22 protein-coding genes are annotated in these 22,841 nt (G+C 61.8%); 10 read left to right on the top strand and 12 right to left on the bottom strand.

What is annotated here, in order from left to right:
• Window positions 1–87: 87 nt before the first annotated feature.
• Window positions 88–2,979 carry a ribonucleoside-diphosphate reductase subunit alpha gene (locus TK06_RS28380; protein ID WP_063324733.1) on the bottom strand — a complete coding sequence of 964 codons (2,892 nt, stop codon included), beginning with the start codon at window positions 2,977–2,979 and terminating at the stop codon, window positions 88–90.
• Between the two features lie 875 nt (window positions 2,980–3,854).
• On the opposite strand from TK06_RS28380, the gene TK06_RS28385 reads away from it, so the two are divergent.
• Window positions 3,855–4,577 (top strand): response regulator, encoded by a 723-nt coding sequence (locus TK06_RS28385; RefSeq protein WP_063324734.1) that lies wholly within the window; start codon window positions 3,855–3,857, stop codon window positions 4,575–4,577.
• Window positions 4,574–6,184: an ATP-binding protein gene (locus TK06_RS28390; protein WP_063324735.1), complete on the top strand. Its 1,611-nt coding sequence runs from the start codon at window positions 4,574–4,576 to the stop codon at window positions 6,182–6,184. The genes TK06_RS28385 and TK06_RS28390 overlap by 4 nt, the downstream gene beginning before the upstream one ends.
• Before the next feature lie 26 nt (window positions 6,185–6,210).
• On the opposite strand, the gene TK06_RS28395 is transcribed toward TK06_RS28390, so the two are convergent.
• Together TK06_RS28395 and TK06_RS28400 are read right to left on the bottom strand one after the other, a co-directional pair.
• Window positions 6,211–6,936, bottom strand: a complete 726-nt coding sequence (locus tag TK06_RS28395) for a 4'-phosphopantetheinyl transferase family protein (protein ID WP_063324736.1) — start codon at window positions 6,934–6,936, stop codon at window positions 6,211–6,213.
• A gap of 221 nt (window positions 6,937–7,157) precedes the next feature.
• Complete coding sequence (locus tag TK06_RS28400; protein ID WP_063324737.1) at window positions 7,158–7,949, bottom strand: dienelactone hydrolase family protein; 792 nt, start codon at window positions 7,947–7,949, stop codon at window positions 7,158–7,160.
• Between the two features lie 147 nt (window positions 7,950–8,096).
• Between TK06_RS28400 and TK06_RS28405 the strand changes: the two genes are divergently transcribed.
• The 3 genes from TK06_RS28405 (at window position 8,097) to TK06_RS28415 (ending at window position 10,821) form a co-directional block, all read left to right on the top strand.
• Window positions 8,097–8,696, top strand: a complete 600-nt coding sequence (locus tag TK06_RS28405; protein WP_063324738.1) for a hypothetical protein — start codon at window positions 8,097–8,099, stop codon at window positions 8,694–8,696.
• A gap of 104 nt (window positions 8,697–8,800) precedes the next feature.
• Window positions 8,801–9,478: a response regulator gene (locus TK06_RS28410; RefSeq protein WP_014339772.1), complete on the top strand. Its 678-nt coding sequence runs from the start codon at window positions 8,801–8,803 to the stop codon at window positions 9,476–9,478.
• Window positions 9,475–10,821, top strand: coding sequence for an ATP-binding protein (locus tag TK06_RS28415; protein ID WP_063324739.1), 1,347 nt, complete (start codon window positions 9,475–9,477; stop codon window positions 10,819–10,821). The genes TK06_RS28410 and TK06_RS28415 overlap by 4 nt, the downstream gene beginning before the upstream one ends.
• Before the next feature lie 163 nt (window positions 10,822–10,984).
• On the opposite strand, the gene TK06_RS28420 is transcribed toward TK06_RS28415, so the two are convergent.
• On the bottom strand, window positions 10,985–11,983 hold the full coding sequence (locus TK06_RS28420; protein ID WP_063324740.1) for an AraC family transcriptional regulator: 999 nt from the start codon (window positions 11,981–11,983) through the stop codon (window positions 10,985–10,987).
• A 333-nt stretch (window positions 11,984–12,316) separates the two neighbouring features.
• Between TK06_RS28420 and TK06_RS28425 the strand changes: the two genes are divergently transcribed.
• Both TK06_RS28425 and TK06_RS28430 read left to right on the top strand, forming a co-directional pair.
• Window positions 12,317–13,669 carry a dicarboxylate/amino acid:cation symporter gene (locus TK06_RS28425; protein ID WP_063324741.1) on the top strand — a complete coding sequence of 451 codons (1,353 nt, stop codon included), beginning with the start codon at window positions 12,317–12,319 and terminating at the stop codon, window positions 13,667–13,669.
• A gap of 304 nt (window positions 13,670–13,973) precedes the next feature.
• Entirely contained in the window at window positions 13,974–15,155 is a 1,182-nt protein-coding gene (locus TK06_RS28430) for a CaiB/BaiF CoA transferase family protein (RefSeq protein ID WP_063324742.1), read from the top strand.
• A gap of 49 nt (window positions 15,156–15,204) precedes the next feature.
• On the opposite strand, the gene TK06_RS28435 is transcribed toward TK06_RS28430, so the two are convergent.
• Window positions 15,205–15,699: a SprT family zinc-dependent metalloprotease gene (locus TK06_RS28435; RefSeq protein WP_003204703.1), complete on the bottom strand. Its 495-nt coding sequence runs from the start codon at window positions 15,697–15,699 to the stop codon at window positions 15,205–15,207.
• A gap of 172 nt (window positions 15,700–15,871) precedes the next feature.
• On the bottom strand, window positions 15,872–16,474 hold the full coding sequence (locus TK06_RS28440) for a Yip1 family protein (protein ID WP_058542562.1): 603 nt from the start codon (window positions 16,472–16,474) through the stop codon (window positions 15,872–15,874).
• Window positions 16,475–16,890: 416 nt separating this feature from the next.
• Between TK06_RS28440 and ttcA the strand changes: the two genes are divergently transcribed.
• Together ttcA and TK06_RS28450 are read left to right on the top strand one after the other, a co-directional pair.
• Window positions 16,891–17,715 carry a tRNA 2-thiocytidine(32) synthetase TtcA gene (gene ttcA, locus TK06_RS28445; RefSeq protein ID WP_063324743.1) on the top strand — a complete coding sequence of 275 codons (825 nt, stop codon included), beginning with the start codon at window positions 16,891–16,893 and terminating at the stop codon, window positions 17,713–17,715.
• Between the two features lie 81 nt (window positions 17,716–17,796).
• Window positions 17,797–18,471 (top strand): DNA-3-methyladenine glycosylase I, encoded by a 675-nt coding sequence (locus TK06_RS28450; RefSeq protein WP_063324744.1) that lies wholly within the window; start codon window positions 17,797–17,799, stop codon window positions 18,469–18,471.
• 87 nt (window positions 18,472–18,558) lie between these two features.
• Here TK06_RS28450 and TK06_RS28455 read toward each other — a convergent pair whose 3' ends face one another.
• Genes TK06_RS28455 through arsC form a run of 3 tightly spaced genes read right to left on the bottom strand, consistent with a single transcriptional unit; the run spans window position 18,559 to window position 19,932 of the window.
• Entirely contained in the window at window positions 18,559–18,984 is a 426-nt protein-coding gene (locus TK06_RS28455) for a DUF2069 domain-containing protein (protein ID WP_063324745.1), read from the bottom strand.
• On the bottom strand, window positions 18,977–19,582 hold the full coding sequence (gene wrbA / locus TK06_RS28460) for an NAD(P)H:quinone oxidoreductase (RefSeq protein ID WP_003204695.1): 606 nt from the start codon (window positions 19,580–19,582) through the stop codon (window positions 18,977–18,979). Before wrbA ends, TK06_RS28455 begins: the two co-directional genes overlap by 8 nt.
• Entirely contained in the window at window positions 19,579–19,932 is a 354-nt protein-coding gene (gene arsC, locus TK06_RS28465) for an arsenate reductase (glutaredoxin) (protein WP_057448610.1), read from the bottom strand. Before arsC ends, wrbA begins: the two co-directional genes overlap by 4 nt.
• 114 nt (window positions 19,933–20,046) lie before the next feature.
• Between arsC and TK06_RS28470 the strand changes: the two genes are divergently transcribed.
• Window positions 20,047–20,514, top strand: a complete 468-nt coding sequence (locus TK06_RS28470) for a TlpA disulfide reductase family protein (RefSeq protein ID WP_063324746.1) — start codon at window positions 20,047–20,049, stop codon at window positions 20,512–20,514.
• A 162-nt stretch (window positions 20,515–20,676) separates the two neighbouring features.
• Here TK06_RS28470 and TK06_RS28475 read toward each other — a convergent pair whose 3' ends face one another.
• From TK06_RS28475 to TK06_RS28485, 3 genes are all read right to left on the bottom strand, one after another.
• Window positions 20,677–21,081, bottom strand: coding sequence for an META domain-containing protein (locus TK06_RS28475; protein WP_003204689.1), 405 nt, complete (start codon window positions 21,079–21,081; stop codon window positions 20,677–20,679).
• A complete protein-coding gene (locus tag TK06_RS28480) occupies window positions 21,081–21,515 on the bottom strand; it encodes a hypothetical protein (protein ID WP_063324747.1) in 435 nt (144 codons plus the stop codon). Before TK06_RS28480 ends, TK06_RS28475 begins: the two co-directional genes overlap by 1 nt.
• Before the next feature lie 335 nt (window positions 21,516–21,850).
• Window positions 21,851–22,840 carry a 2-hydroxyacid dehydrogenase gene (locus TK06_RS28485; RefSeq protein WP_063324748.1) on the bottom strand — a complete coding sequence of 330 codons (990 nt, stop codon included), beginning with the start codon at window positions 22,838–22,840 and terminating at the stop codon, window positions 21,851–21,853.
• Window position 22,841: the final 1 nt, after the last annotated feature.

Genomic DNA, 22,841 nt, shown 5'->3' on the forward strand with positions numbered 1-22,841 from the left:
TTTCCAAGGCAAAAGAAAACCCCCGATAAACCAGCGGTCTATCGGGGGCTTCTTCAGTCGGCGCCTTTACACGCCCACCCACTCAGCTTATTGGCAAGCTTCGCAATCCGGCTCGTCGATCGCGCAGGCCTTTGGCACTGGCGCAGGGCCTGCTGGAGCAGCCAGGACCGAATCGTCACCGTGGTTGCCGCCGCTGGAAACAGCGTTCAGCTTGCCGGTGTTGATGGTCGACTTCTCGGTGCTGGTCGCGGCCAGGGCACGGAGGTAGTAAGTGGTTTTCAGGCCACGGTACCAAGCCATGCGGTAGGTCACGTCCAGCTTCTTGCCCGAAGCACCGGCGATGTACAGGTTCAGCGATTGAGCCTGGTCGATCCACTTCTGGCGACGGCTGGCGGCGTCGACGATCCACTTGGTGTCCACTTCGAACGCGGTGGCGTAGAGCGCTTTGAGCTCTTGCGGGATGCGTTCGATCTGCTGCACCGAACCGTCGTAGTACTTCAGGTCGTTGATCATGACCGAGTCCCAGAGGCCGCGGGCCTTGAGGTCGCGAACCAGGTACGGGTTGATCACGGTGAACTCGCCCGACAGGTTCGATTTCACATACAGGTTCTGGTAGGTCGGTTCGATCGACTGCGACACGCCGGTGATGTTGGCGATGGTGGCGGTCGGTGCGATGGCCATGATGTTGGAGTTACGGATGCCTTTCTGCACACGGGCGCGAACCGGTGCCCAGTCCAGGGATTCGTTCAGGTCAACGTCGATGTACTTCTGGCCGCGCTGGGCGATCAGGATCTGTTGCGAGTCCAGCGGCAGAATGCCCTGGGACCACAGCGAACCCTGGAACGTCTCGTAGGCGCCACGCTCGTCGGCCAGGTCGCAGGAAGCCTGGATCGCATAGTAGCTGACCGCTTCCATGGACTTGTCGGCGAATTCGACCGCGGCATCGGAACCGTACGGGATGTGCTGCAGGTACAGCGCGTCCTGGAAGCCCATGATGCCCAGGCCGACCGGACGGTGCTTGAAGTTGGAGTTCTTCGCCTGTGGCACCGAGTAGTAGTTGATGTCGATCACGTTGTCGAGCATGCGCACGGCAGTGTTCACGGTGCGTTGCAGCTTGGCGGTGTCCAGCTTGCCGTCGACGATGTGGTTCGGCAGGTTGATCGAGCCCAGGTTGCAGACCGCGATCTCATCCTTGTTGGTGTTCAGGGTGATCTCGGTGCACAGGTTCGAGCTGTGGACCACGCCCACGTGCTGCTGCGGGCTGCGCAGGTTGCACGGGTCCTTGAAGGTCAGCCATGGGTGGCCGGTTTCGAACAGCATCGACAGCATCTTGCGCCACAGGTCTTTGGCCTGGACGACTTTGAACAGCTTGATCTTGTTGTACTCGGTCAGGGCTTCGTAGTACTCGTAGCGCTCTTCGAAAGCCTTGCCGGTCAGGTCGTGCAGGTCCGGTACTTCGGACGGCGAGAACAGGGTCCACTTGCCGTCATCGAAGACACGCTTCATGAACAGGTCAGGGATCCAGTTGGCGGTGTTCATGTCGTGGGTACGACGACGGTCATCACCGGTGTTCTTGCGCAGCTCGATGAACTCTTCGATGTCCATGTGCCAGGTTTCCAGGTAGGCACAGACCGCGCCCTTGCGCTTGCCACCCTGGTTGACCGCGACGGCGGTGTCGTTGACCACTTTGAGGAACGGCACCACGCCCTGGGATTTGCCGTTGGTGCCCTTGATGTACGAGCCCAATGCGCGAACCGGGGTCCAGTCGTTGCCCAGGCCACCGGCGAATTTCGACAGCATGGCGTTGTCGTGGATTGCGCCGTAGATGCCCGACAGGTCATCCGGAACGGTGGTCAGGTAGCAGCTCGACAGCTGTGGACGCAGGGTACCGGCGTTGAACAAGGTCGGAGTCGAGGCCATGTAGTCGAAGGACGACAACAGGTTGTAGAACTCGATCGCACGGTCTTCGCGCTGCTTCTCTTCGATCGCCAGGCCCATGGCCACGCGCATGAAGAAGATCTGTGGCAGTTCGAAACGCACGCCATCCTTGTGGATGAAGTAACGGTCATACAGGGTTTGCAGGCCCAGGTAGGTGAACTGCTGGTCGCGCTCGTGGTTGATCGCCTTGCCGAGTTTTTCCAGATCGAATTCGGCCAGGACCGGGTTCAGCAATTCGAACTCGATACCCTTGGCAACATAGGCTGGCAGCGCCTTGGCGTACAGGTCGACCATTTCGTGGTGGGTCGCGCTCTCGGCGACTTCCAGGAAGCTCAGGCCTTCGGCACGCAGGGTGTCCATCAGCAGGCGGGCGGTCACGAAGGAGTAGTTCGGCTCGCGCTCCACCAGGGTCCGGGCGGTCATCACCAGGGCCGTGTTGACGTCCTTGAGTGCAACGCCGTCATAGAGGTTCTTCAGGGTTTCGCGCTGGATCAGGTCGCCATCGACTTCTTCCAGGCCTTCGCAGGCCTCGGTGACGATGGTGTTCAGGCGACCCATGTCCAGTGGCGCCAGGCTGCCGTCGGCGCGGGCGATGCGGATCGAAGGGTGGGCCTGGACCGGTGCGTCGGCTGGGGAGCGGGTAGCACGTTCCTTGGCGCGGGAGTCACGGTAGATCACGTAGTCGCGCGCCACTTTCTGCTCGCCGGCACGCATCAGGGCCAGTTCGACCTGGTCCTGGATTTCTTCGATGTGGATGGTGCCGCCCGAGGGCATGCGACGCTTGAAGGTCGCGGTGACCTGTTCGGTCAGGCGGGCCACGGTGTCGTGGATTCGCGACGAAGCGGCAGCGGTGCCACCTTCAACTGCGAGGAACGCTTTGGTGATGGCGACGGTGATCTTGTCATCGGTGTAAGGAACGACAGTGCCGTTACGCTTGATCACACGCAGTTGGCCCGGCGCGGTGGCGGACAGATCCGGGTTCGAATCGGCGGCCAGCGGCGCGGTGCCCTGCGGGTTCTCGCGAGTTGTGTCGGTGTGCATGGGTGTCTCCACGTTCTCTATGTTTGTTTGGGCACCATCACGGTGCCCACCGTTCCGTCCTGAAGCACTACAACCGACTGGCGCCGGGCATAACAACTTCGGGACAGTAGGAAGCAGGCGTTTAATGCCGCTTCCATCCGAAGTTCTCAGGTTGCGAGCGGGGCTCGAAACCGGGTTGCCGGGGTGGCAGCAATTGACTGCAACACCCGTACCGTTTCGGTCGTTTTCGACCTTGAAACAGTTGCCATCCGCAGGGGCGGTCTGGGCTTGGGGAAATACGGTGTTTCAGCTGGGCAGAAGCAAGAAAAGCGCTTGAATTCTCTGCCCGACTTGTGTTTGGTTTTTGGCCTGAAACCCTACATGTAGGGTTTTTTGCGCGGCGGGCTACAAGATAATGCGTTTTTGGGGGGTATGCAACGTGCTACCTGTGGATAAGCCTGTGCGTAATTTGTGTGCGAAACGTGGAACTGCTCTGTAGGCCGCGACCTAGCTGGAGTGGACCTTTTTTCATCGGTTTCGACGGTCTGAAAACTGCCCGATGGTTTTTTGCGGGCGCGGACGTTACCACATAAAACCTGCTTCGACCGAACGCATTTGTCCGCTTGTTTTCTAGGGGGGCGACGTTTATACAATCGGTCGGTGTGCTGGCATGTTTATCCTCCTTTGATATGACAAAAAGAGGAGGCTGTATTCGAATCTCTGGAATGAACACTGTTGTGGCCAGAGATTGCTCCCGCTCGATTGCGCAGCAATCGCAAAAAACAGGGGCCGCTTCGCAGCCCAGCGGGAGCAAGCTCCCTCGCCACGGGGTAGTGATCCTTCTGCAAGGGTTGTGGCCATCCGGTCCTTTATTTTCATAACAAAACGAGGCCCCCATGGAACAAGAAGCCTGGCAGGTATTGATCGTCGAGGATGACCAGCGTCTGGCCGAGCTGACCCGGGAGTACCTCGAAAGCAACGGGTTGCGTGTCGCCATCGAAGGCGACGGCGCGGTGGCGGCGGCGCGGATCATTGCCGAGCAGCCGGACCTGGTGATCCTCGACCTGATGCTGCCCGGCGAAGACGGCCTGAGCATCTGTCGCAAGGTGCGCGGGCATTATGACGGGCCGATCCTCATGCTCACCGCCCGCACCGACGACACCGATCAGATCCAGGGCCTGGACCTGGGCGCCGATGATTATGTCTGCAAGCCGGTTCGCCCGCGTTTGCTCTTGGCGCGTATCCAGGCCCTGCTGCGGCGCAGCGAACCGGAGCCGAGCGTCGCGCAGAAGCAGCGACGCCTGCAATTCGGCCCGCTGGTGGTCGACGACGCCCTGCGCGAAGCCTGGTTGCAGGGCAACGGTATCGAGCTGACCAGCGCCGAATTCGACCTGCTGTGGCTGCTGGTGTCCAATGCCGGGCGCATCCTGTCCCGGGAAGAAATCTTCACCGCTTTGCGCGGCATCGGTTATGACGGCCAGGACCGTTCCATCGACGTGCGCATTTCGCGTATCCGCCCCAAGATCGGCGATGACCCGGACCATCCACGGCTGATCAAGACCATTCGCAGCAAAGGCTACCTGTTCGTTCCTGAAGCCTGCGTAGACCCGGCACCGTGAACTCGATCTTCCTGCGTATTTATGGCGGCATGTGTGCCGCACTGGTGCTGGTGGCGGTCCTCGGCGTACTGGCCCTGCACCTGCTCAACCAGACCCGCAGCGAGCAATACCGCGAGCGCCTGGCCCACGGTACGTTTTCGTTGATGGCCGACAACCTGCGGCCGATGAATGACACCGAACGGCGGCGGGCGTTGCTGGTATGGGAGCGCCTGCTGGGCATTCCCCTGGCGTTGCAGACCTTTGCCCAGACCGACCTCGACCTCGGCCAGCGCACCCGCGTGCTGCGTGGCCAGGCCTTGGTGGAGCAGACCGGACCCCATGCGGCCAAAGTCTATCGGCTGGTCAGCGATGGCGAGCAACTGATGTTGGTGGGGGAAGTCCAGCAGATCAGCGAACAACTGGCCCGCGCGACCATCTATCTGTTGGCCGACGAGCTGGTGCGTTCCCCGGTGGCCGAACAACCCAAGCGGCTGGCGCAACTGGCGCAGGAAAAAGGTTTTGGTTTCGATCTGCGACTCATGACCGCCGAGCAGGCGGACATGGATGAAGACCAGCGCCGTCGTGTGTCCGAGGGCGATACGGTGATGGCGTTGGGCAAGGGCGGCGACTCCATCCGGGTCTTCGCCGGCATGGTCGGCACGCCGTGGGTGCTGGAGATTGGTCCGCTGTACCAGATGAACCCTTATCCGCCGCAATGGCTGGTGCTGATCGCGGCGCTGGGCTTGAGCCTGATCGGCTTGATCGTCTACCTGTTGGTGCGCCAGTTGGAGCGGCGCTTGCGCGGCCTGGAGTCGGCCGCGACCCAGATCGCCCAGGGCAGTTTGGAAACCCGGGTACCGGCCCGAGGTGCCGACTCGGTGGGGCGGTTGGCCGCTGCGTTCAACGGCATGGCCGAGCACTTGCAGCAATTGTTGGCCATCCAGCGCGAGCTGGTGCGGGCGGTGTCCCACGAATTGCGTACCCCGGTGGCGCGCCTGCGCTTCGGCCTGGAAATGCTCGGCAGCGCCACCACGCCCCAGGCCCGGGACAAATACCTGGCGGGCATGGACCACGACATCGAAGACCTGGATCGGCTGGTGGACGAAATGCTCACCTATGCGCGACTGGAACAGGGTTCACCGGCCCTGAATTTCCAGCGGGTGGACCTGGATGCGCTGGTCAATCAAGTGATCGATGAACTGGGGCCGTTGCGGGCCGGGATCACGGTCGAGCGCGGTCTATGCCTGTCGGCCGTCGATTGCGACGGCGCCTGGGTCGAGGCCGAGCCACGCTTTCTGCATCGGGCCCTGCAGAACCTGGTGGGCAACGCCATGCGTCACGCCAGTTCCCGGGTCACTGTCAGCTACCAGGTGGGTCAGTTGCGTTGTCGGGTGGATGTGGAGGACGACGGGCCTGGTGTGCCGGAAGCGGCATGGGAGCGGATCTTCAAGCCCTTCCTGCGTCTGGATGACAGCCGCGCCCGGGCGTCGGGCGGGCATGGGCTGGGGCTGTCGATCGTGCGGCGGATTATCCACTGGCATGACGGTCGGGCGTTGATCGGCAAGAGCAAGAGCCTGGGCGGGGCTTGCTTCAGTTTGAGTTGGCCGAGGCATCAGGACAGGTCTTGATAGGTGGGCTCCCAAACCCACAACTCTCAGGCTTTGATCCCCACCAGGCTCAATAGCTGCCCATCCTTCACCCCGAACTGCGCCTGCAGTTCGCTGCCATGACGCCACTCGGCCGACAGGTCCGTCAGCAACCGCAGTCGCACCTGTCCGTCGTGTGTCCATTCCAGCACTTCGGCATGCTCGAAATAAAAGCGCTGCCTGACGATGGGATACAGCGCCTTGAACAAGCTTTCCTTCACTGAAAAGGTCAGGGTGACCAGCAAGGCCCGCTCGTCATGCGCAAGCGTTGCCATGCGCAGCAGCTCCGGCGGGGTGAGGATTTCACCGGCCAGGCGCTCGGCGCGTTCGGGGTCGAGCAGGTTTTCCACGTCCATGCCCAAGCCTTGCCAGTGGTCTTTTTTCGCGACGATGGCCGCGGCCCGGCCCGTGCTGTGGGTGATCGAGCCGCTGACATGGGCCGGCCACACGGGGGCGCGGTCCTCGCCAATGGCCGGCACGCAGGTCTGGCCGTCCAGCTGGCGAAGGGCTGCCCGGGCGCAGATCCGCCCGGCCAGGAATTCAGCCTGACGCTTGGCCACCGATCGCTGGATGCTCGCCGGTGGTTCGATGGCGCTGTCGGGGAAGTCGGTGCCTACCAGCAGCAACGGGTCGAAGCGGGTGCTCAGCAGCACCGTATCGGGCAGCGCATCGGGCAAAAGCCAGTGTTCATCCAGAGGCGAGCAACAGGCGGGCAGGGTGGGGAGTGTCTTCATGCCCGGCATTTTGCCGGGTTGACGGGAGGCTGGGTAGTGGGGCAAGCCTGAGTGGCGCAAGTGAGTGGAAAAGAAGCTTCTGTGGCGAGGGAGCTTGCTCCCGCTGGGCTGCGAAGCAGTCCTGAATCTGACAGCTCGGAGTATCAGATTGAACGCGTCGCTGCTGTTGGGGCTGCTGCGCAGCCCAGCGGGAGCAAGCTCCCTCGCCACAGGGTTATGCGTCAGTCAAAAACTTTCTTGAAGAACTTCTGCATATCCGCCCACGATTTCTCATCGGCTTCCTTGTTGTAGCCAATGTCCGGCCCGCCATGTTCGCCGTGGCTCAAACGGTCGGCGTCCGGGTTGCTGAAGCCGTGTTTGGCGCCTTCGAGGTTGACGAATTTATAGTCGGCGCCGGCCTTGTCCATCTCGCTCTTGAACGCGGTGACGTTGTCCTGGGTGACCATGCTGTCCAGGGCGCCATGCTCGACCAGCACCTTGGCCTTGACGCTGCCAGGTGTTGCCGGGGTGTTGGTCACCAGCGCACCGTGGAAGCTCACCACGCCGGCCAGCGGCACACCCTGGCGCGCCGCATCGAGTACCACCTTGCCGCCGAAGCAGTAGCCGATGGCAGCGAGTTTGTCCGGATCAGTCTGGGGTTGTTTCTTCAGTAGGTCCAACCCCGCCTGGAAGCGTGCGCTGGCGGCCTTGCCGTCCTTGAGCGCCGCCTGCATGAAGGCCATGGCGTCCTTGGGGTGCTCGGTGTTCTTGCCGTCGCCGTACATGTCGATGGCCAGGGCGCTATAGCCCAGGCCGGCGAGGTCACGGGCACGGCGCTTGGCGTAGTCGTTCAACCCCCACCATTCATGCACCACCACCACGCCCGGGCGCGGGCCCTTGACGGTGTCGTCATACGCGTAATAGCCGATCAGCTTGGTGCCGTCGGCACTGGTGTAGGGGAGCTCCTGGGTCTGGATGGCGGCTTGGCTCACGCCGCTAATGGCCAGAAGTACAACAGCAAGCAGCCTGCGCATGATGGATCTCCTTAAAAAGTGCTGAGACAGGACACTCTAGCCGATTCATTCAGCGAAGGTTCAGAGAACGTTCAAGGGGGGTTCAGGGAGCGCTGGTTAAGGTGACGGCGACTTCACAATTCACCCACGCTGCAAAGGAACTCGATCATGACTGCTATGAAAAAACTGCTGTTGGCTTTCACCGTGCTGGGCGCCAGCGCCCTGGCCCACGCCGATGACAACTTCGCCAGCCTGACCCTCGGCCAGACCAGCGACAAGGTGAAGAAGTCCAACGCCTTGGACAGCGCCCTGAACAACCCGAACGCCGACGGCGTCATCGGCAAGGACACCACGTATGGCCTGCGACTGGGCAAGCAAAACGACCAGGGCCGCTACTACGCCACCTACGACAACGTCTCGGGCACCCACAACGGCATCAAGCTGCGCCAGGAAAACCTGCTGGGCAGCTACGATGTGTTCTATCCGGTCACCAGCAGCACCAAGCTGTTCGGTGGCGGCACGGCGGGCCTGACCAAGCTGACCCAGGATTCTCCCGGCTTCAGCCGCGACAGCGACATTGGCTACGCAGTGGGCTTGCAAGGGGGCGTGCTGCAACAAATTTCGCAGAACACCTCGGTTGAACTGGGTTACCGTTACCTGCGCAGCAACGCCAGCACCGAGATGAGCCCGCACGGTGGCGATAAGGTTGGCTCGTTGGACCTGACCAGCAGCGCCCAGACCTACCTGTCCGCCAACTACACGTTCTAAGCGGTTGATGGTGAGCGTATCCAGCCGGATCGGTCGAAGACGATCCGGCGCCTTTCGTTGAAGTGCGCCGCACTGGATTGTTTGATTTGCCTGGGAGAGGCTCCATGAAATTACTGGTCGTCGAAGACGAAGCGCTGTTGCGTCACCACCTGCAAACCCGTCTCACCGACAGCGGCCATGTGGTGCAGGCCGTGGCCAATGCCGAAGAGGCCTTGTACCAGGTCCGGGAATTCAACCATGACCTGGCGGTGATCGACCTGGGCTTGCCGGGCATCAGCGGGCTGGAGCTGATCCGCCGGCTGCGCTCGCAGGACAAGACGTTTCCGATCCTGATCCTGACCGCCCGCGGCAACTGGCAGGACAAGGTCGAAGGCCTGGCCGCCGGTGCCGACGACTATGTGGTCAAGCCGTTTCAGTTCGAAGAACTGGAGGCCCGGCTGAACGCCCTGTTGCGCCGCTCCAGTGGTTTTACCCAATCGACCATCGTCGCCGGTCCGTTGCTGCTCGACCTCAACCGCAAGCAGGCGTCCCTCGATGAGGAGCCGCTGGCGTTGACTGCCTACGAGTACCGCATCCTCGAATACCTCATGCGCCATCACCAGCAGGTGGTGGCCAAGGACCGCTTGATGGAGCAGCTTTACCCCGATGACGATGAGCGTGATCCCAATGTCATCGAAGTGCTGGTCGGGCGCCTGCGCCGTAAGCTGGAAGCGCCGGCTGGCTTCAAGCCGATCGATACCGTGCGCGGCCTGGGCTACCTGTTCAACGAGCGCTGCCAGTGATTCGTTCGCTTCGCCTGCGGTTGATGCTGGCCGCCATGACCCTGGCGGTGCTGTTCATGCTGGCCTTGTTGCCGGCCATGCAAGGCGCGTTCAGCCTGGCACTGCAGGAATCCATCGAGCAACGCCTGGCTTCGGACGTGACCACGCTGATTTCCGCCGCCCGAGTGGAAAACAACCGCTTGAGGATGCCGGCGCAGTTGCCCGATGAGCGCTTCAACCTCGCCGATGCCCGCCTGCTGGGCTACATCTATGATCGCGAGGGGCGGTTGGTCTGGCGCTCGAAGGCTACCCAGGAAGAGAACATCAATTACACGCCACGCTATGACGGCCAGGGCAACCAGTTCGCGCGCATTCGCGAGAACGACGGCCAGGAGTTTTTTGTCTATGACGTCGAGATCAAGCTGCTCGGCGGCCAGAGCGCGGCGTTCAGCATCGTTACCTTGCAACCGGTGCGCGACTACGAAGTGACCTTGCAGGGCCTGCGGGACAATCTGTACCTGGGCTTTGGCGCGGCCCTGTTGGTGTTGCTGGCGCTGTTGTGGATCGGCCTGACCTGGGGCCTTCGGGCGCTGCGGCGCCTGAGCCAGGAACTGGACGAAATCGAAAGCGGGGCCCGGGAAAGCCTCAGTACTGAACATCCCCGGGAACTGTTGCGCCTGACCGGCTCCCTCAACCGCCTGCTGTACAGCGAGCGGGAGCAACGCAGCCGTTATCGCGATTCCCTCGATGACCTGGCCCACAGCTTGAAGACCCCGTTGGCGGTGTTGCAGGGCGTCAGCGAGGACATGGCCCGACGCCCGGAGGACCGTGGACAGGCTTGGGTGCTGCAAACCCAGATCGAGCGCATGAGCCAGCAGATCGGCTACCAGTTGCAGCGCGCCAGCCTGCGCAAAAGCGGGCTGGTGCGCCATCAGGTACGCTTGCGCCCGGTGTTGCAAAGCCTGTGTGACACCCTGGACAAGGTCTATCGCGACAAACGAGTCAATGTCAGTTTCGATCTGCCGGAGCACTGCCAGGTGCCGATCGAACAGGGCGCCTTGCTGGAGATGCTCGGCAACCTGCTGGAAAACGCCTATCGGCTGTGCCTGGGCGAGGTGCGCGTCAGCGTGCACCAGACCCTCGGCGGTACGGAGTTGAGTGTCGAGGACGACGGGCCGGGCGTGCCACCGGATCAACGTGCGCGGATTCTCCAGCGGGGCGAGCGACTGGATCGCCAGCATCCGGGGCAAGGGATCGGACTGGCGGTGGTGGAAGACATCATCGAGAGCTACGGCGCCAAGTTGACCCTGGGGGATTCAGAGCTGGGCGGGGCGGCGTTCCGGATTCATTTTCCGGTGGTTTGACTGGAATACTTCGGTGGGGTTGCCGGCCTTTGTGGCGAGGGAGCTTGCTCCCGCTCGAGTGCGCAGCGCTCGCAAGTCCTTGGGGCCGCTTCGCAGCCCAGCGGGAGCAAGCTCCCTCGCCACAGGGGCCGGCGGGCTCTCCACAGAAGTTGGATGTCACCACTCAATTCTCCTGCTCCCGATAAGCCCCCGGCGTCAGCCCCGTCCACTTCTTGAACGCCCGGTGAAACGCCGATGGCTCTGAGAAACCCAACTGCTCGGCAATCTGCTGCAACGACAGGTCCGCCCGCCCCAAGTGGTAGATGGCGATATCCCGCCGCAGCTGATCCTTGAGTTCCTGGAAGCTGGTGCCTTCTTCACGCAAATGCCGGCGCAAGGTCTGCGGGCTGATGTGCAGATGGCCGGCGACGGTGTCCAGGTCGGGCCAGCGGGCGGTGTCGCGGCTGAGCAGGCGGCGCAGTTGGCTGCTCAGGCTATGGCCATCGTCCGGGCGCGACAGCAGGTCGGCGGGGGAGCGTTCGAGGAAATGCTTGAGGGTGCGTTCGTCCTGCAGCAGTGGCATGCCCAGGTAACGGCTGTGGAACAACAGGCTGCTGCTGCGCGCTTCGAACACCAGCGGACAGGAAAAAAGTAAGTCGTATTCGGCACCGTGGGCGGGTTTGGTGTAGCCGAAAGTCGCCTGTTCCAGGCCGATACGCTGGCCGATCAGCCAACTGGCCAGGCGATGCCAGACTACCAGCAAGCTTTCAGTCAGAAAATGATCCGGGTCCCACAGCGTCGAATCGTCCAGCACCAGCCGCACTCGCTCGCCTTCGGCTTCCAGGGTCAGGCTCGGCGCGTCGGGGAACAGACTGTAGAACAGCAAGCCGCGTTGAAGGGCCTTGCCCAGGGTCCGACAGTGGATCAACGCGTGACACATCATGGCAAACGTCCCGGGTTTACTCGCAGCCCTACCGAATCCCAGGTATTCGTCCCCCAATGCCAGCCACAGCGCCTGCAACAGGCGCGCGAACTGCTCGGGCGCAATCCGCGCGCGCGGCTCGTCCAACAGCTCTGGGCTGATGCCCAGCTGTTGCAGCACAGGAACATAGTCGAAGCCTTGCCGGCGCGCGCCGCCCAAGGCTGCGCGGGCGAAGTGGCTGGCGATCGTGCGTTGGCGCATGGCTGGAATCCGTCCGTTAAGCGGGCGATGGTAGCAGGGCACTGCGGCCCGACAAGGCGGATATCCGCCAAATCCCGGAGTGATAAACACCCCGTGGGCGGAAATCCGCCACATTCCACGCCCGTGTTTAACTCGTGAATAATTCCAGAACCCTTCTGCGACAGCGCTTGTAGGGGTTTTCTGAAAAATGGCACGAGCCTTGCGATACAGCACACAGGTCTGCCGCGTGCAGCCGACAAAAAACAAATCCCTCCAGTGCAGGAGGGTTCGCAATTGAGGTGCCGTGGACGACAGGTGGAAGTCGTCAAACGGGACTCTTGAGGAAGGTTTGCCATGACGACTCGTCAGCCACTGTACAAATCCTTGTATTTCCAAGTGATCGTAGCCATTGCCATCGGCATTTTGCTCGGCCACTTCTACCCGCAGACTGGTGTTGCCCTCAAGCCGTTCGGTGACGGGTTCATCAAACTGATCAAAATGGTCATCGCCCCCATCATTTTCTGTACCGTCGTCAGCGGCATCGGCGGTATGCAGAACATGAAATCGGTCGGCAAGACCGGCGGCTATGCGCTGCTGTACTTTGAAATTGTCTCCACCATCGCCCTGCTGATCGGCCTGGTCGTGGTTAACATCGTGCAACCGGGTGTAGGCATGCACATCGATGTATCGACCCTGGACACCAGCAAGATCGCCGGTTTCATCAATGCCAGTAAAGACCAGAGCATCATCGCCTTTATCCTCAACGTGATCCCGAACACCATCGTCGGCGCGTTCGCCAACGGTGACATCCTGCAAGTGCTGATGTTCTCGGTGCTCTTCGGCTTCGCTCTGCATCGCCTGGGTGCCTACGGCAAGCCGGTACTGGACTTCATCGATCGCTTCGCCCATGTGATGTTCATCATCATCAACATGATCATGAAGCTGGCGCCGATCGGTGCGTTCGGTGCCATGGCCTTCACCATCGGCGCCTACGGTGTCGGTTCGCTGGTGCAACTGGGCCAGCTGATGATCTGCTTCTATATCACCTGCGTGGTGTTCGTGCTGGTAGTACTGGGCGCCATCTGCCGCGCCCACGGCTTCAGCGTGGTCAAGCTGATTCGCTACATCCGTGAAGAACTGCTGATCGTGCTGGGCACTTCCTCGTCGGAATCGGCCCTGCCACGCATGCTGATCAAGATGGAGCGCCTGGGTGCCAAGAAGTCGGTCGTAGGCCTGGTCATCCCGACTGGCTACTCGTTCAACCTCGACGGTACGTCGATCTACCTGACCATGGCCGCGGTGTTCATCGCCCAGGCCACCGATACCCCGATGGACCTGACTCACCAGATCACCCTGCTGCTGGTGCTGCTGCTGTCCTCCAAAGGTGCGGCTGGCGTGACCGGTAGCGGCTTCATCGTGCTGGCGGCCACCCTGTCGGCCGTGGGCACCTTGCCGGTGGCCGGTCTGGCACTGATTCTGGGTATCGACCGCTTCATGTCCGAAGCTCGCGCCCTGACCAACCTGGTGGGCAACGCCGTTGCCACGATCGTGGTTGCCAAGTGGGTCAAGGAACTGGACGAAGACCAGTTGCAGACCGAGCTGGCTTCCGGTGGTCGTGGTATCGCCGATGTCCGTGAAGATGACGAGCAGATCGCGGCGGCGCAGATTGCAGCGGCTGAGTCCTCTGCTCCAGTCACTGTGAAGTAAACTTCAGGCTGTAATGAAAAACCCGCTTCGGCGGGTTTTTTATTGGAAGAACTCTTCCGTCGAGGAGGTTTCTGTGGCGAGGGAGCTTGCTCCCGCTGGGTTGCGAAGCGACCCTAAGATGTATCTGCCACCGCGGTGCCTCAGACAAATGGCGGGGGGGCTGCTGCGCACCCCAGCGGGCGCAAGCTCCCTCGCCACAAGAGCTCTCACGCTGAGCGCAATGGTCATCCAGACTGGCACCTGCGGTGATTGCCCTACCACCAACCCCTGCCTAGTCTTTAGCCATCACCCACCGGAGATCGCTATGCAAGGCCCACTGGCATCGCTCAAGGTTCTGGATTTCTCGACCCTGCTGCCCGGCCCGTTTGCCTCGCTGTTGCTGGCAGACATGGGGGCCGAGGTGTTGCGCATCGAGTCGCCGACCCGCCAGGACCTGCTGCGGGTGCTGCCGCCCCATGATCAGGGCTCCTCGGCCAGCCACGCCTACCTCAACCGTAACAAACGCAGCCTGGCCCTGGACCTCAAGCAACCGGAAGCGTTGGCGGTGGTCACGCAATTGCTGGAGGACTACGACATCCTGCTGGAACAGTTCCGCCCCGGCGTGATGGAGCGGTTGGGCCTGGGATACGAAGCCTTGAAAGCCATCAATCCGCGGCTGATCTACGTGTCGATCACCGGCTACGGCCAGACCGGGCCCTACAAGGACCGCGCCGGTCACGACATCAATTACCTGGCCCTGGCGGGGCTGGCCAGCCACACCGGCCGCGCCGACAGCGGTCCGTTGCCGCTGGGGATCCAGGCGGCGGACATCGCCGGAGGTTCGTTGCATGGGGTGATCGGGCTGTTGGCGGCGGTCATCGCCCGCCAGCAAACCGGTCAGGGGCAGCATCTTGACGTGAGCATGACTGACTGTGTGTTCAGCCTCAACGCCATGGCCGGTGCCGGTTACCTGGCCTGCGGTGTCGAGCCGGAGCGGGAAAAACAGATGCTCAACGGCGGCAGCTTCTATGACTATTACCGTACCCGCGATGCTCGCTGGATGTCGGTGGGTAGCCTGGAACCGGTGTTCATGCAGGCGTTGTGCGAGGCCTTGGGACGGCCGGAACTGGCGGCCCAGGGGTTGTCGCCCAAGCCTGAACAACAGCACGCTCTTAAGCAGGCGCTGCAAGCCGAGTTTGAAAAACGCGATTTTGCCGAGCTGTGCAGCCTGTTTGCCGGGATCGATGCCTGCGTCGAGCCGGTCCTGAGCCTGGAGGAAGCTGTTCGGCATCCGCAGTTACAGGCTCGGGAGCTGGTGACACAGGTGCCCCGGGGCGATGGTTCAAGCCAGGCGCAGATGGCTTGTCCGTTGAGATTTTCCGAAGGGTTGCCTGAGCCTCGGCATATTGGCGCGGGATTGGGGGCGCATACGGATCAGGTGTTGGGGGAGTTGGGGTTTAGTGCGCAGCGGATCGCTCAATTGCGGGATGCCAAGGTGATTTTGTAGTGCTCTTTAGGGCCTCTTCGCGGGCAAGCCCAGACACCACAAAAGCCTGCTATTCCACCCGGGTTTCTCCACTGAACACCAAGGTATTGCGACAGCTTCGGCACAAATACCGCCGCCCCTGGCGCACCAGGCTGTGGCGCTGGGCCGAGAACGGGAAGTCGCTGCCGTCGCAGGGGCATTTGTAGATGTAGCGGGTCACGCTGCGGCGTTTGATTTCGTAGGTGTGGCAGCGGTTGGGCGGTAGTTCGTACACCCCACGCATGATCAGTTGCCATTCTTCGCCATGGGGCTGGATGCGTTCGCCAAACAGTTGATGGGCGATCAGGTGCGCGACTTCATGGGCGACGGTCTGCTTGAGGAAGTCTTCGGCGTTTTCCCGGTACAACTGTGGATTGAAGCGCAGCAGATTCTCATGCAGGTGCGCAACGCCGGCCTTCTGGCCACGCAATTTGAAGCTGACCACTGGGCGTTTGAAAGGACGTTTGAAAAAGGATTCGGCTTGTTGGTAACACTCTTCGACGCGGGTATTGAGTTGCTCGAGCATGCTTTACGGGTCTCCAGAAGCCCGAGTATGCCGCAAGCGTCGGCCGTTGCGAATCGTCCAGGCGCCCAGCGGTCGTGTCGAGCGGCTCAAACACAGGAAGGCCGCCTTGCGGCGGCCTGTGTCGGCAGATCCTGTTTTTATTGGAGGGTACTATCGGGACCGTTTCAATCCTTCAATTGGTATAGACCGGGCCGACGCCGAGCCCCCAGACAATCACCGTGAACGCCATGATGGCTACCAGCACCACCAGGCCTACGGCGAGCACCGAACTGGAAAACAGAAAACCTTCGTCCTGGGGAATGTTCATGAACGTCGGCAAGCCCACATACAGCAGGTAGACCGTGTAGCAGATCGCCGCCGTGCCGACGATCATCCCCAGCCACATGTGCGGGTAGAGCGCCGCCAGGCCGCCGATGAACAAAGGTGTCGCGGTGTAGGTAGCGAACGCGACGCAACGGGCCAGGCTCGGGTTGGCGTCATAGGTTCGGGCCATCCAGTGGATGAAGGCGCCCATCACTGCCACACCGCCCAACATGGCCAGGTACGACATGACTGTCATCCACAGCGCACTTTCCTGGGTGAGCATGACCGGTGCACGATTGCCGATGACCCATCCCACCTGCGTGGTGCCGATGAACGCCGATACCGCGGGAATGGCCGCCAGGATCAGCGTGTGGGTGAGGTACATGTGGCTGATGCTTTCCTCCTGATCGCCACGGATTTCTTTCCATTCTTGATCAGGGTGGGTAAAGAGCCCCACGACATGATGGATCATAGTCAGTCACTCCTTTGTTATTGCCATCGCCCCCCAACGGAGCGCCTACGGGCCAAATGGCCGGGTAAGTAAAGGTCTGTAAGTGTGTGCGACCTTATGTCGCAGTATAGAAAGGAGTCACCCCAAGGGGGATGGTGGGCTTAGAGCAAATCGCGCTGTAAAGGAGCAGGTTAATCGCGGCTTGATCTGTATGCGTAATTCTCAGGCGAAGAGATTCATGTGGCGAGGGAGCTTGCTCCCGCTGGACTGCGCAGCAGGCCCCTGCGTTCTGTCCGGCACCGCGGTGATACATACATTTTCGGGGCTGCTTCGCACCCCAGCGGGAGCAAGCTCCCTCGCCACAGGGGGGCGGTGCCATATGGGAGATTTTTTGCGTAAAATGCCGCCCTTTCGTCACACCTCACGGATTTCGCGTCATGGGCACTCTTACGGTCAACCAGAACAAACTGCAAAAGCGCCTGCGCCGCCTGGCCGGTGAGGCGGTCGCCGATTTCAACATGATCGAGGACGGTGACAAGGTCATGGTCTGCCTGTCCGGCGGCAAGGACAGCTACACCTTGCTCGATGTGCTGATGCATCTGCAGAAGGTTGCGCCGATCAAGTTCGACATCGTCGCGGTAAACATGGACCAGAAGCAGCCCGGGTTCCCCGAGCATGTGCTGCCGGCCTACCTTGAATCGCTGGGTGTGGAATATCACATCGTCGAGAAAGACACCTATTCGGTGGTCAAGGAACTGATTCCCGAAGGCAAGACCACCTGTTCGCTGTGCTCACGCCTGCGGCGCGGAACGCTCTACACCTTCGCCGACGAGATCGGCGCAACCAAGATGGCCCTGGGGCACCATCGCGACGACATCGTCGAGACCTTTTTCCTGAACATGTTCTACAACGGCTCGCTCAAGGCCATGCCGCCCAAGCTGCGAGCCGATGACGGGCGCAACGTGGTGATCCGGCCATTGGCCTATTGCAGCGAGAAAGACATCCAGGCCTATTCGGATTTCAAGCAATTCCCGATCATCCCCTGCAACCTGTGCGGCTCCCAGGAAAACCTGCAACGTCAGGTGGTCAAGGAAATGCTCCAGGAGTGGGAGCGCAAGACGCCGGGCCGTACCGAGAGCATTTTCCGCGGCTTGCAGAACGTCATTCCGTCGCAACTGGCGGACCGCAACCTGTTCGACTTCACCAACCTGCGCATCGACGAAAACGCCACGCCGCGGTTCGTCAACGTGGTGAATCTCTGACGGCGCCAACCGCTCTATTCACGGCGCCAATGGCTATAAGGGCCACTGGCGCCGTTTTCATTTCCGACCCCAGGAGAGGGCATGCGCGATTACAAGTGGCTGCACGAGTATTGTCTGAACCGCTTCGGTTCGGCGGCTGAACTGGAAGCCCATCTGCCGGTTCCCAAGACCCCGGCGCAATTGCGCAAGATCGGCGACGACCGCTACCTCTCGACCATGGCGCTGCGGGTGTTCCGCGCCGGGCTCAAGCACAGCCTGGTGGATGCCAAGTGGCCGGCGTTCGAAGAGGTGTTCTTCAAGTTCGATCCGGAGAAAGTCGTGCTGATGAGCGCCGAGCACCTGGAGCGGTTGATGCAGGACGCGCGGATCATCCGCCATCTGGGCAAGCTCAAGAGCGTACCGCGCAACGCGCAACTGATATTGGACGTGGCCCACGAAAAGGGCAGCTTCGCCGCACTGGTCGCTGACTGGCCAGTGACCGACATCGTCGGCCTGTGGACGTACCTGAAAAAACGCGGCCATCAACTGGGCGGCCTGTCGGCGCCGCGCTTTTTGCGGATGATGGGCAAGGACACCTTCGTGCCCAGTTATGACGTGGTGGCCGCGCTCAATGCCCAGGACATCATCGACAAAGTCCCCACCAGCCAGCGGGACCTGGCGACGGTGCAGAATGCCTTCAACCAGTGGCATGAAGAGAGCGGGGGAAGGCCCATGAGCCAGATATCGATGATGCTGGCGTATACCGTGAATCATTGAGACCGCGTTGCGGCCATCGCGAGCAAGCTCGCTCCCACAGGGACTCGATGGCACCCTGTGTGCGAGCTTGCTCGCGATAGCGGTATATCAGGCGACGGAGACATCTCCCTCGCCCGCCAACCGTCGATTCAACTGAAACCGCCACCGCACATACAACAACGCCGAGCAGAACACCGCCACGCTCGCCGCCATTTCCAGCACACCGAACAGCTGACGGTTCGGGTCATAGGCTGCCAGTGCGCCCTTGATGAAGTACAGGTTCACCACGAAGCACATCCATGAGTGTCCACGGGCGCTGCCGCTGAGCATGCCGGGCGCGAGTATCAGCAGCGGCACCAGTTCGATCAGCAGAATCACCCAGGGCCGCGCGCCGTGCAGGTCGGCGATCAGCAGGTAATAGGCGCTGAGCAACCCCACCAGGCCGAAAAAGCACAGCAGGCTGAGAACGCGAGCCAGGCGTACGCGCGGTTCGAGCCATTGGATGGAAGGCAGGATCTTCGGCTTCTTAGCCACGGCCGTTCTCCAGCAACAGGGCGGTTTTCGCCAGGCGCAAACCCAGGGCGCGGCACAGGGCAACCTCATGTTCGTTCAAGCCGCTTTTACCGTCGGCCCCGGCGTGATGGCTCGGGCCGTAGGGCGTGCCACCGCCCTGGGTGTCGATCAGGGCCGATTCGCTGTAGGGCAGGCCGGTGATCAGCATGCCGTGGTGCAGCAGCGGCAGCATCATCGACAGCAGGGTGGTTTCCTGGCCGCCGTGCAGGCTCGCGGTGGAGGTGAACACCCCGGCCGGTTTGCCCACCAGCGCGCCGGTCAGCCACAGGTTGCTGGTGCCGTCGAGAAAGTACTTGAGCGGCGCGGCCATGTTGCCGAAACGGGTCGGGCTGCCCAAGGCCAGGCCAGCGCAGTTCTTCAGGTCATCGAGGCTGGCGTAGAGCGGGCCTTGTTCTGGGATGTCTGGCGAAACCGCTTCGCACTCGGCGGAAATGGCCGGCACCGTACGCAACCTGGCTTCCAGCCCGGCCTGCTCGACACCACGGGCGATCTGCCGGGCCATTTCGTTGGTGGAGCCACTGCGGCTGTAATACAACACCAGGATGTACGGCGTGGTCACGGCAGGATCTCCAGGATCTTCTCCGGCGGACGGCCGATCACGGCCTTTTCCCCGGCTTCCAGAATCGGCCGTTCCATGAGTTTCGGGTGCGCGGCGATGGCTGCGATCAACTGGGCCTGGCTCAGGCTTTCGTCGGCCAGGTTCAAGTCTTTGTACTCGTCCTCGCCGGTGCGCAGCAATTGCCGGGCGGTGATGCCGAGCTTGCCCAGCAGACGCTCCAGGTGCGCGGCATCGAGCGGGGTTTCCAGGTAGCGGACCACGGTGGGCGTCAGGCCACGGGCCTCCAACAGTTCCAGCGCACCGCGGGATTTCGAGCAGCGCGGGTTGTGATAAAGCGTCAGATCGGTCATGAGTGGGTCGCATCTTGCGTAAGGTGGCGGCTATTCTACTGTGCCGCGAAGCCCCTAGCACCTGAGAGAGGCGACGGGTCGCAGCAGCGTTCACATTCAGACAAGGATTGGCACATGGCAAGGCGATTGACGGCGGCACTGACATTTATCGGCATTTTGTTGCTCGCCGGCTGCGGGAACGACTACGGCGTGGACCAGAACGGCCAGGCCATTGCCTCGCAGCGGCTGGACAAACAATGGGTGGTGCTCAACTACTGGGCCGAATGGTGCGCGCCATGCCGTACCGAAATCCCGGAATTCAATGCCTTGGCCGAACAGCTCAAGGGGCGCAACGTCGGTGTATTCGGGGTCAACTTCGACCAGGTGCAGGGCGAAGAACTCAAGAGCGCCAGCGACAAGATGGGGATTCGCTTCACGGTGCTGGCCCGGGATCCGGCCGAGATCTTCGACCTTCCTCGCAGCGAAGGGCTACCGGTGACGTACATCATCGATAACAAGGGCAAGGTGCGCGAGCAGTTGCTGGGGGAGCAGACGGCGGCGGGGGTGATGGCCAAGCTTGAAGCGTTGCAGGCGTTCAAATAACCCCTGTCATGGCTGAGGGCTTGTGTGGCGAGGGAGCTTGCTCCCGCTGGGCTGCGCAGCAGCCCCAAAATGTATCTGTCACCACGGTGTCGGACAGGACGCAGGGGCCTGCTGCGCAGTCCAGCGGGAGCAAGCTCCCTCGCCACAGGGGGGGCGTCAGCTTCAGCCCTCTTCCAACCACCACCGCAGCGGCTTGCCCTGGGCCGGCCAGAAGCGTATTTGCTCGATGGGCGAGATGTCCCAGCGCTCGACCTTTTCCAAGGCCTGCAAGAAGCGCGTTTCTTGCTCCATCACCGCCGGGGCGCAGAGTTTGCGCGTGCTGCCGATCTTGCCGAAGCTCAAACGGTGGCCTTCCAGGGTATAGGGCGCGAACCAGTGGTTGCAGCCGCCATTGCCATAGGCGCGACCGTCATCCCCAAGGGTGATGGTCAGGTGGCTGTAGTCCATCAATGGCCGTTCACCGATCCACTCCAGGATGTAGCTGCGGTTATGTTGCAGCTGTACAGGTTCAGCGGCACAGCCCATCAGGCTCATGCCGATCAACGCGGACAGGGCCAAACGTTTCATCAGGCGGCTTCCTGGCATTTCGGGCACAGGTGTTTTTCACCCACGGTGATCCAGCCCAGTTCGGCGATCCGTGCAGTGGCGGCCGGTTTTTCGGCCTTGACGCCGAGCTTGGCATCGACGGCGAATTCGAAGCTCAGTTCCTTGGCGCAGCTGTCGCAGTTGACCTGCCAGGTGTGGATCGCCAGTTCGCCGAACACCGGGCCGGTGGTCATGGCGGTCCATTGGCCCATGGGCTTGAGCAGGTGCCGCACGGTGTCCACGGTCAGGCGCATGGACAAGTCCTTGCTGCCCTTGAGCGTGACGAGCAACACATCGTTGGCCTGGATCGAACCGCCATTGCCGGTGACCTGGTAGCGGCCCGGCGCCAGTGCGCGGACTTCGGTCAAGGTGTGCTGCGGGTTCATCAGGGTGTAGCGGAAATCGTGTTCGGCCATGGGTCCTCCAAATAGGCGCGATATGCTAGCACGGGGCATGGCTTTGGATGCTCCATAAGGGATCTGACCGACGAAACTCCATCCCTGTGGGAGCAAGCTCGCGATGGCGTCAGCCCAGACAACCCACAACCCGTGGCGAGGGAGCTTGCTCCCGCTCGGCTGCGCAGCAGTCGCCAACCGGATCATGCGGTCCGGCTGAAAAAATGCAGAGGCCTGCTTCGCAGGCCAGCGGGAGCAAGCTCCCTCGCCACATTGGGTTTGTGTGAAGCCGAAATTGGAGCTCGACCAAAGTCCCTGTGTGAGCGAGCTCCTACAGGGGGGCTGGCTAGAGCTGATCAGCCATCCACCAGGTTTTGCGGCGTGCCGGCTGCCCAGGCGGCGATGTTGTCCAGGGTGGTCATGGCAATCGCCGCCAAGGCTTCATGGGTCAGGAACGCCTGGTGAGCGGTGACGATCACGTTGGGGAAGGTCAACAGCCGGGCCAGCACGTCGTCCTGCAAGGGCAGGTCGGAGCGGTCCTTGAAAAACAGCTGGGCTTCTTCCTCGTAGACATCCAGGCCCAGATAGCCCAGCTGGCCGCTTTTCAACGCCTCGATCAAGGCCGGTGTGTCCACCAGGCCGCCACGCCCGGTATTGATCAGCATGGCGCCGCGTTGCATCGCAGCAAGCGATTGGGCATTGATCAGGTGTCGGCTTTGTTCATTGAGCGGGCAATGCAGGCTGATGATCTGCGCCTGCGCGAGCAGCTCGGCCAAGGGCAGGTAGCGGGCGCCCAAGGCTTCGACCTGCGGGTTGGGGTAGGGGTCATAGGCCAGCAACTGGCAGCCGAAGCCTGCCATGATCCGTGCGAACGTCGCGCCGATCTGCCCGGTGCCGATCACGCCAACGGTCTTGCCCACCAGATCGAACCCGGTCAGCCCATGAAGGCTGAAATTGCCGTCCCGGGTGCGGTTGTAAGCGCGATGCAGGCAGCGATTGAGGGCCATGATCAATGCCACGGCATGTTCGGCCACGGCATGGGGCGAGTAGGCCGGCACCCGGACGATGCTCAAGCCCAGGCGCTGGGCGGCGAGCAGGTCGACGTGGTTGTAGCCGGCCGAGCGCAGGGCAATCAGCCGCGTGCCGCCTTCGGCCAGTTGCTCCAGCACCGGGGCGCTGAGGTCATCGTTGATGAAGGCACACACCACTTCATGCCGTTCGGCCAGGGCCACGGTGTCGAGGTTCAGGCGGGCGGGCTGGAATTGCAATTGAAGGCCCGCGGGCGTCGGGGCCTTGGTGAAACTGTCGCGGTCGTAGGTCTGGCTGCTGAAAAAAATCACGCGCATG

This window comes from Pseudomonas fluorescens, from assembly GCF_001623525.1.
Classification (GTDB): domain Bacteria; phylum Pseudomonadota; class Gammaproteobacteria; order Pseudomonadales; family Pseudomonadaceae; genus Aquipseudomonas; species Aquipseudomonas fluorescens_Q.

What these genes read in the sequence shown, in the direction of transcription:
- TK06_RS28380 (WP_063324733.1), bottom strand. Translation starts at nt 2,979, where the DNA reads ATGCACACCGACACAACTCGCGAGAACCCGCAGGGCACCGCGCCGCTG.
- TK06_RS28385 (WP_063324734.1), top strand. Translation starts at nt 3,855, where the DNA reads ATGGAACAAGAAGCCTGGCAGGTATTGATCGTCGAGGATGACCAGCGT.
- TK06_RS28395 (WP_063324736.1), bottom strand. Translation starts at nt 6,936, where the DNA reads ATGAAGACACTCCCCACCCTGCCCGCCTGTTGCTCGCCTCTGGATGAA.
- TK06_RS28400 (WP_063324737.1), bottom strand. Translation starts at nt 7,949, where the DNA reads ATGCGCAGGCTGCTTGCTGTTGTACTTCTGGCCATTAGCGGCGTGAGC.
- TK06_RS28405 (WP_063324738.1), top strand. Translation starts at nt 8,097, where the DNA reads ATGACTGCTATGAAAAAACTGCTGTTGGCTTTCACCGTGCTGGGCGCC.
- TK06_RS28410 (WP_014339772.1), top strand. Translation starts at nt 8,801, where the DNA reads ATGAAATTACTGGTCGTCGAAGACGAAGCGCTGTTGCGTCACCACCTG.
- TK06_RS28420 (WP_063324740.1), bottom strand. Translation starts at nt 11,983, where the DNA reads ATGCGCCAACGCACGATCGCCAGCCACTTCGCCCGCGCAGCCTTGGGC.
- TK06_RS28425 (WP_063324741.1), top strand. Translation starts at nt 12,317, where the DNA reads ATGACGACTCGTCAGCCACTGTACAAATCCTTGTATTTCCAAGTGATC.
- TK06_RS28430 (WP_063324742.1), top strand. Translation starts at nt 13,974, where the DNA reads ATGCAAGGCCCACTGGCATCGCTCAAGGTTCTGGATTTCTCGACCCTG.
- TK06_RS28435 (WP_003204703.1), bottom strand. Translation starts at nt 15,699, where the DNA reads ATGCTCGAGCAACTCAATACCCGCGTCGAAGAGTGTTACCAACAAGCC.
- TK06_RS28440 (WP_058542562.1), bottom strand. Translation starts at nt 16,474, where the DNA reads ATGATCCATCATGTCGTGGGGCTCTTTACCCACCCTGATCAAGAATGG.
- ttcA (WP_063324743.1), top strand. Translation starts at nt 16,891, where the DNA reads ATGGGCACTCTTACGGTCAACCAGAACAAACTGCAAAAGCGCCTGCGC.
- TK06_RS28450 (WP_063324744.1), top strand. Translation starts at nt 17,797, where the DNA reads ATGCGCGATTACAAGTGGCTGCACGAGTATTGTCTGAACCGCTTCGGT.
- arsC (WP_057448610.1), bottom strand. Translation starts at nt 19,932, where the DNA reads ATGACCGATCTGACGCTTTATCACAACCCGCGCTGCTCGAAATCCCGC.
- TK06_RS28470 (WP_063324746.1), top strand. Translation starts at nt 20,047, where the DNA reads ATGGCAAGGCGATTGACGGCGGCACTGACATTTATCGGCATTTTGTTG.
- TK06_RS28475 (WP_003204689.1), bottom strand. Translation starts at nt 21,081, where the DNA reads ATGAAACGTTTGGCCCTGTCCGCGTTGATCGGCATGAGCCTGATGGGC.
- TK06_RS28480 (WP_063324747.1), bottom strand. Translation starts at nt 21,515, where the DNA reads ATGGCCGAACACGATTTCCGCTACACCCTGATGAACCCGCAGCACACC.
- TK06_RS28485 (WP_063324748.1), bottom strand. Translation starts at nt 22,840, where the DNA reads ATGCGCGTGATTTTTTTCAGCAGCCAGACCTACGACCGCGACAGTTTC.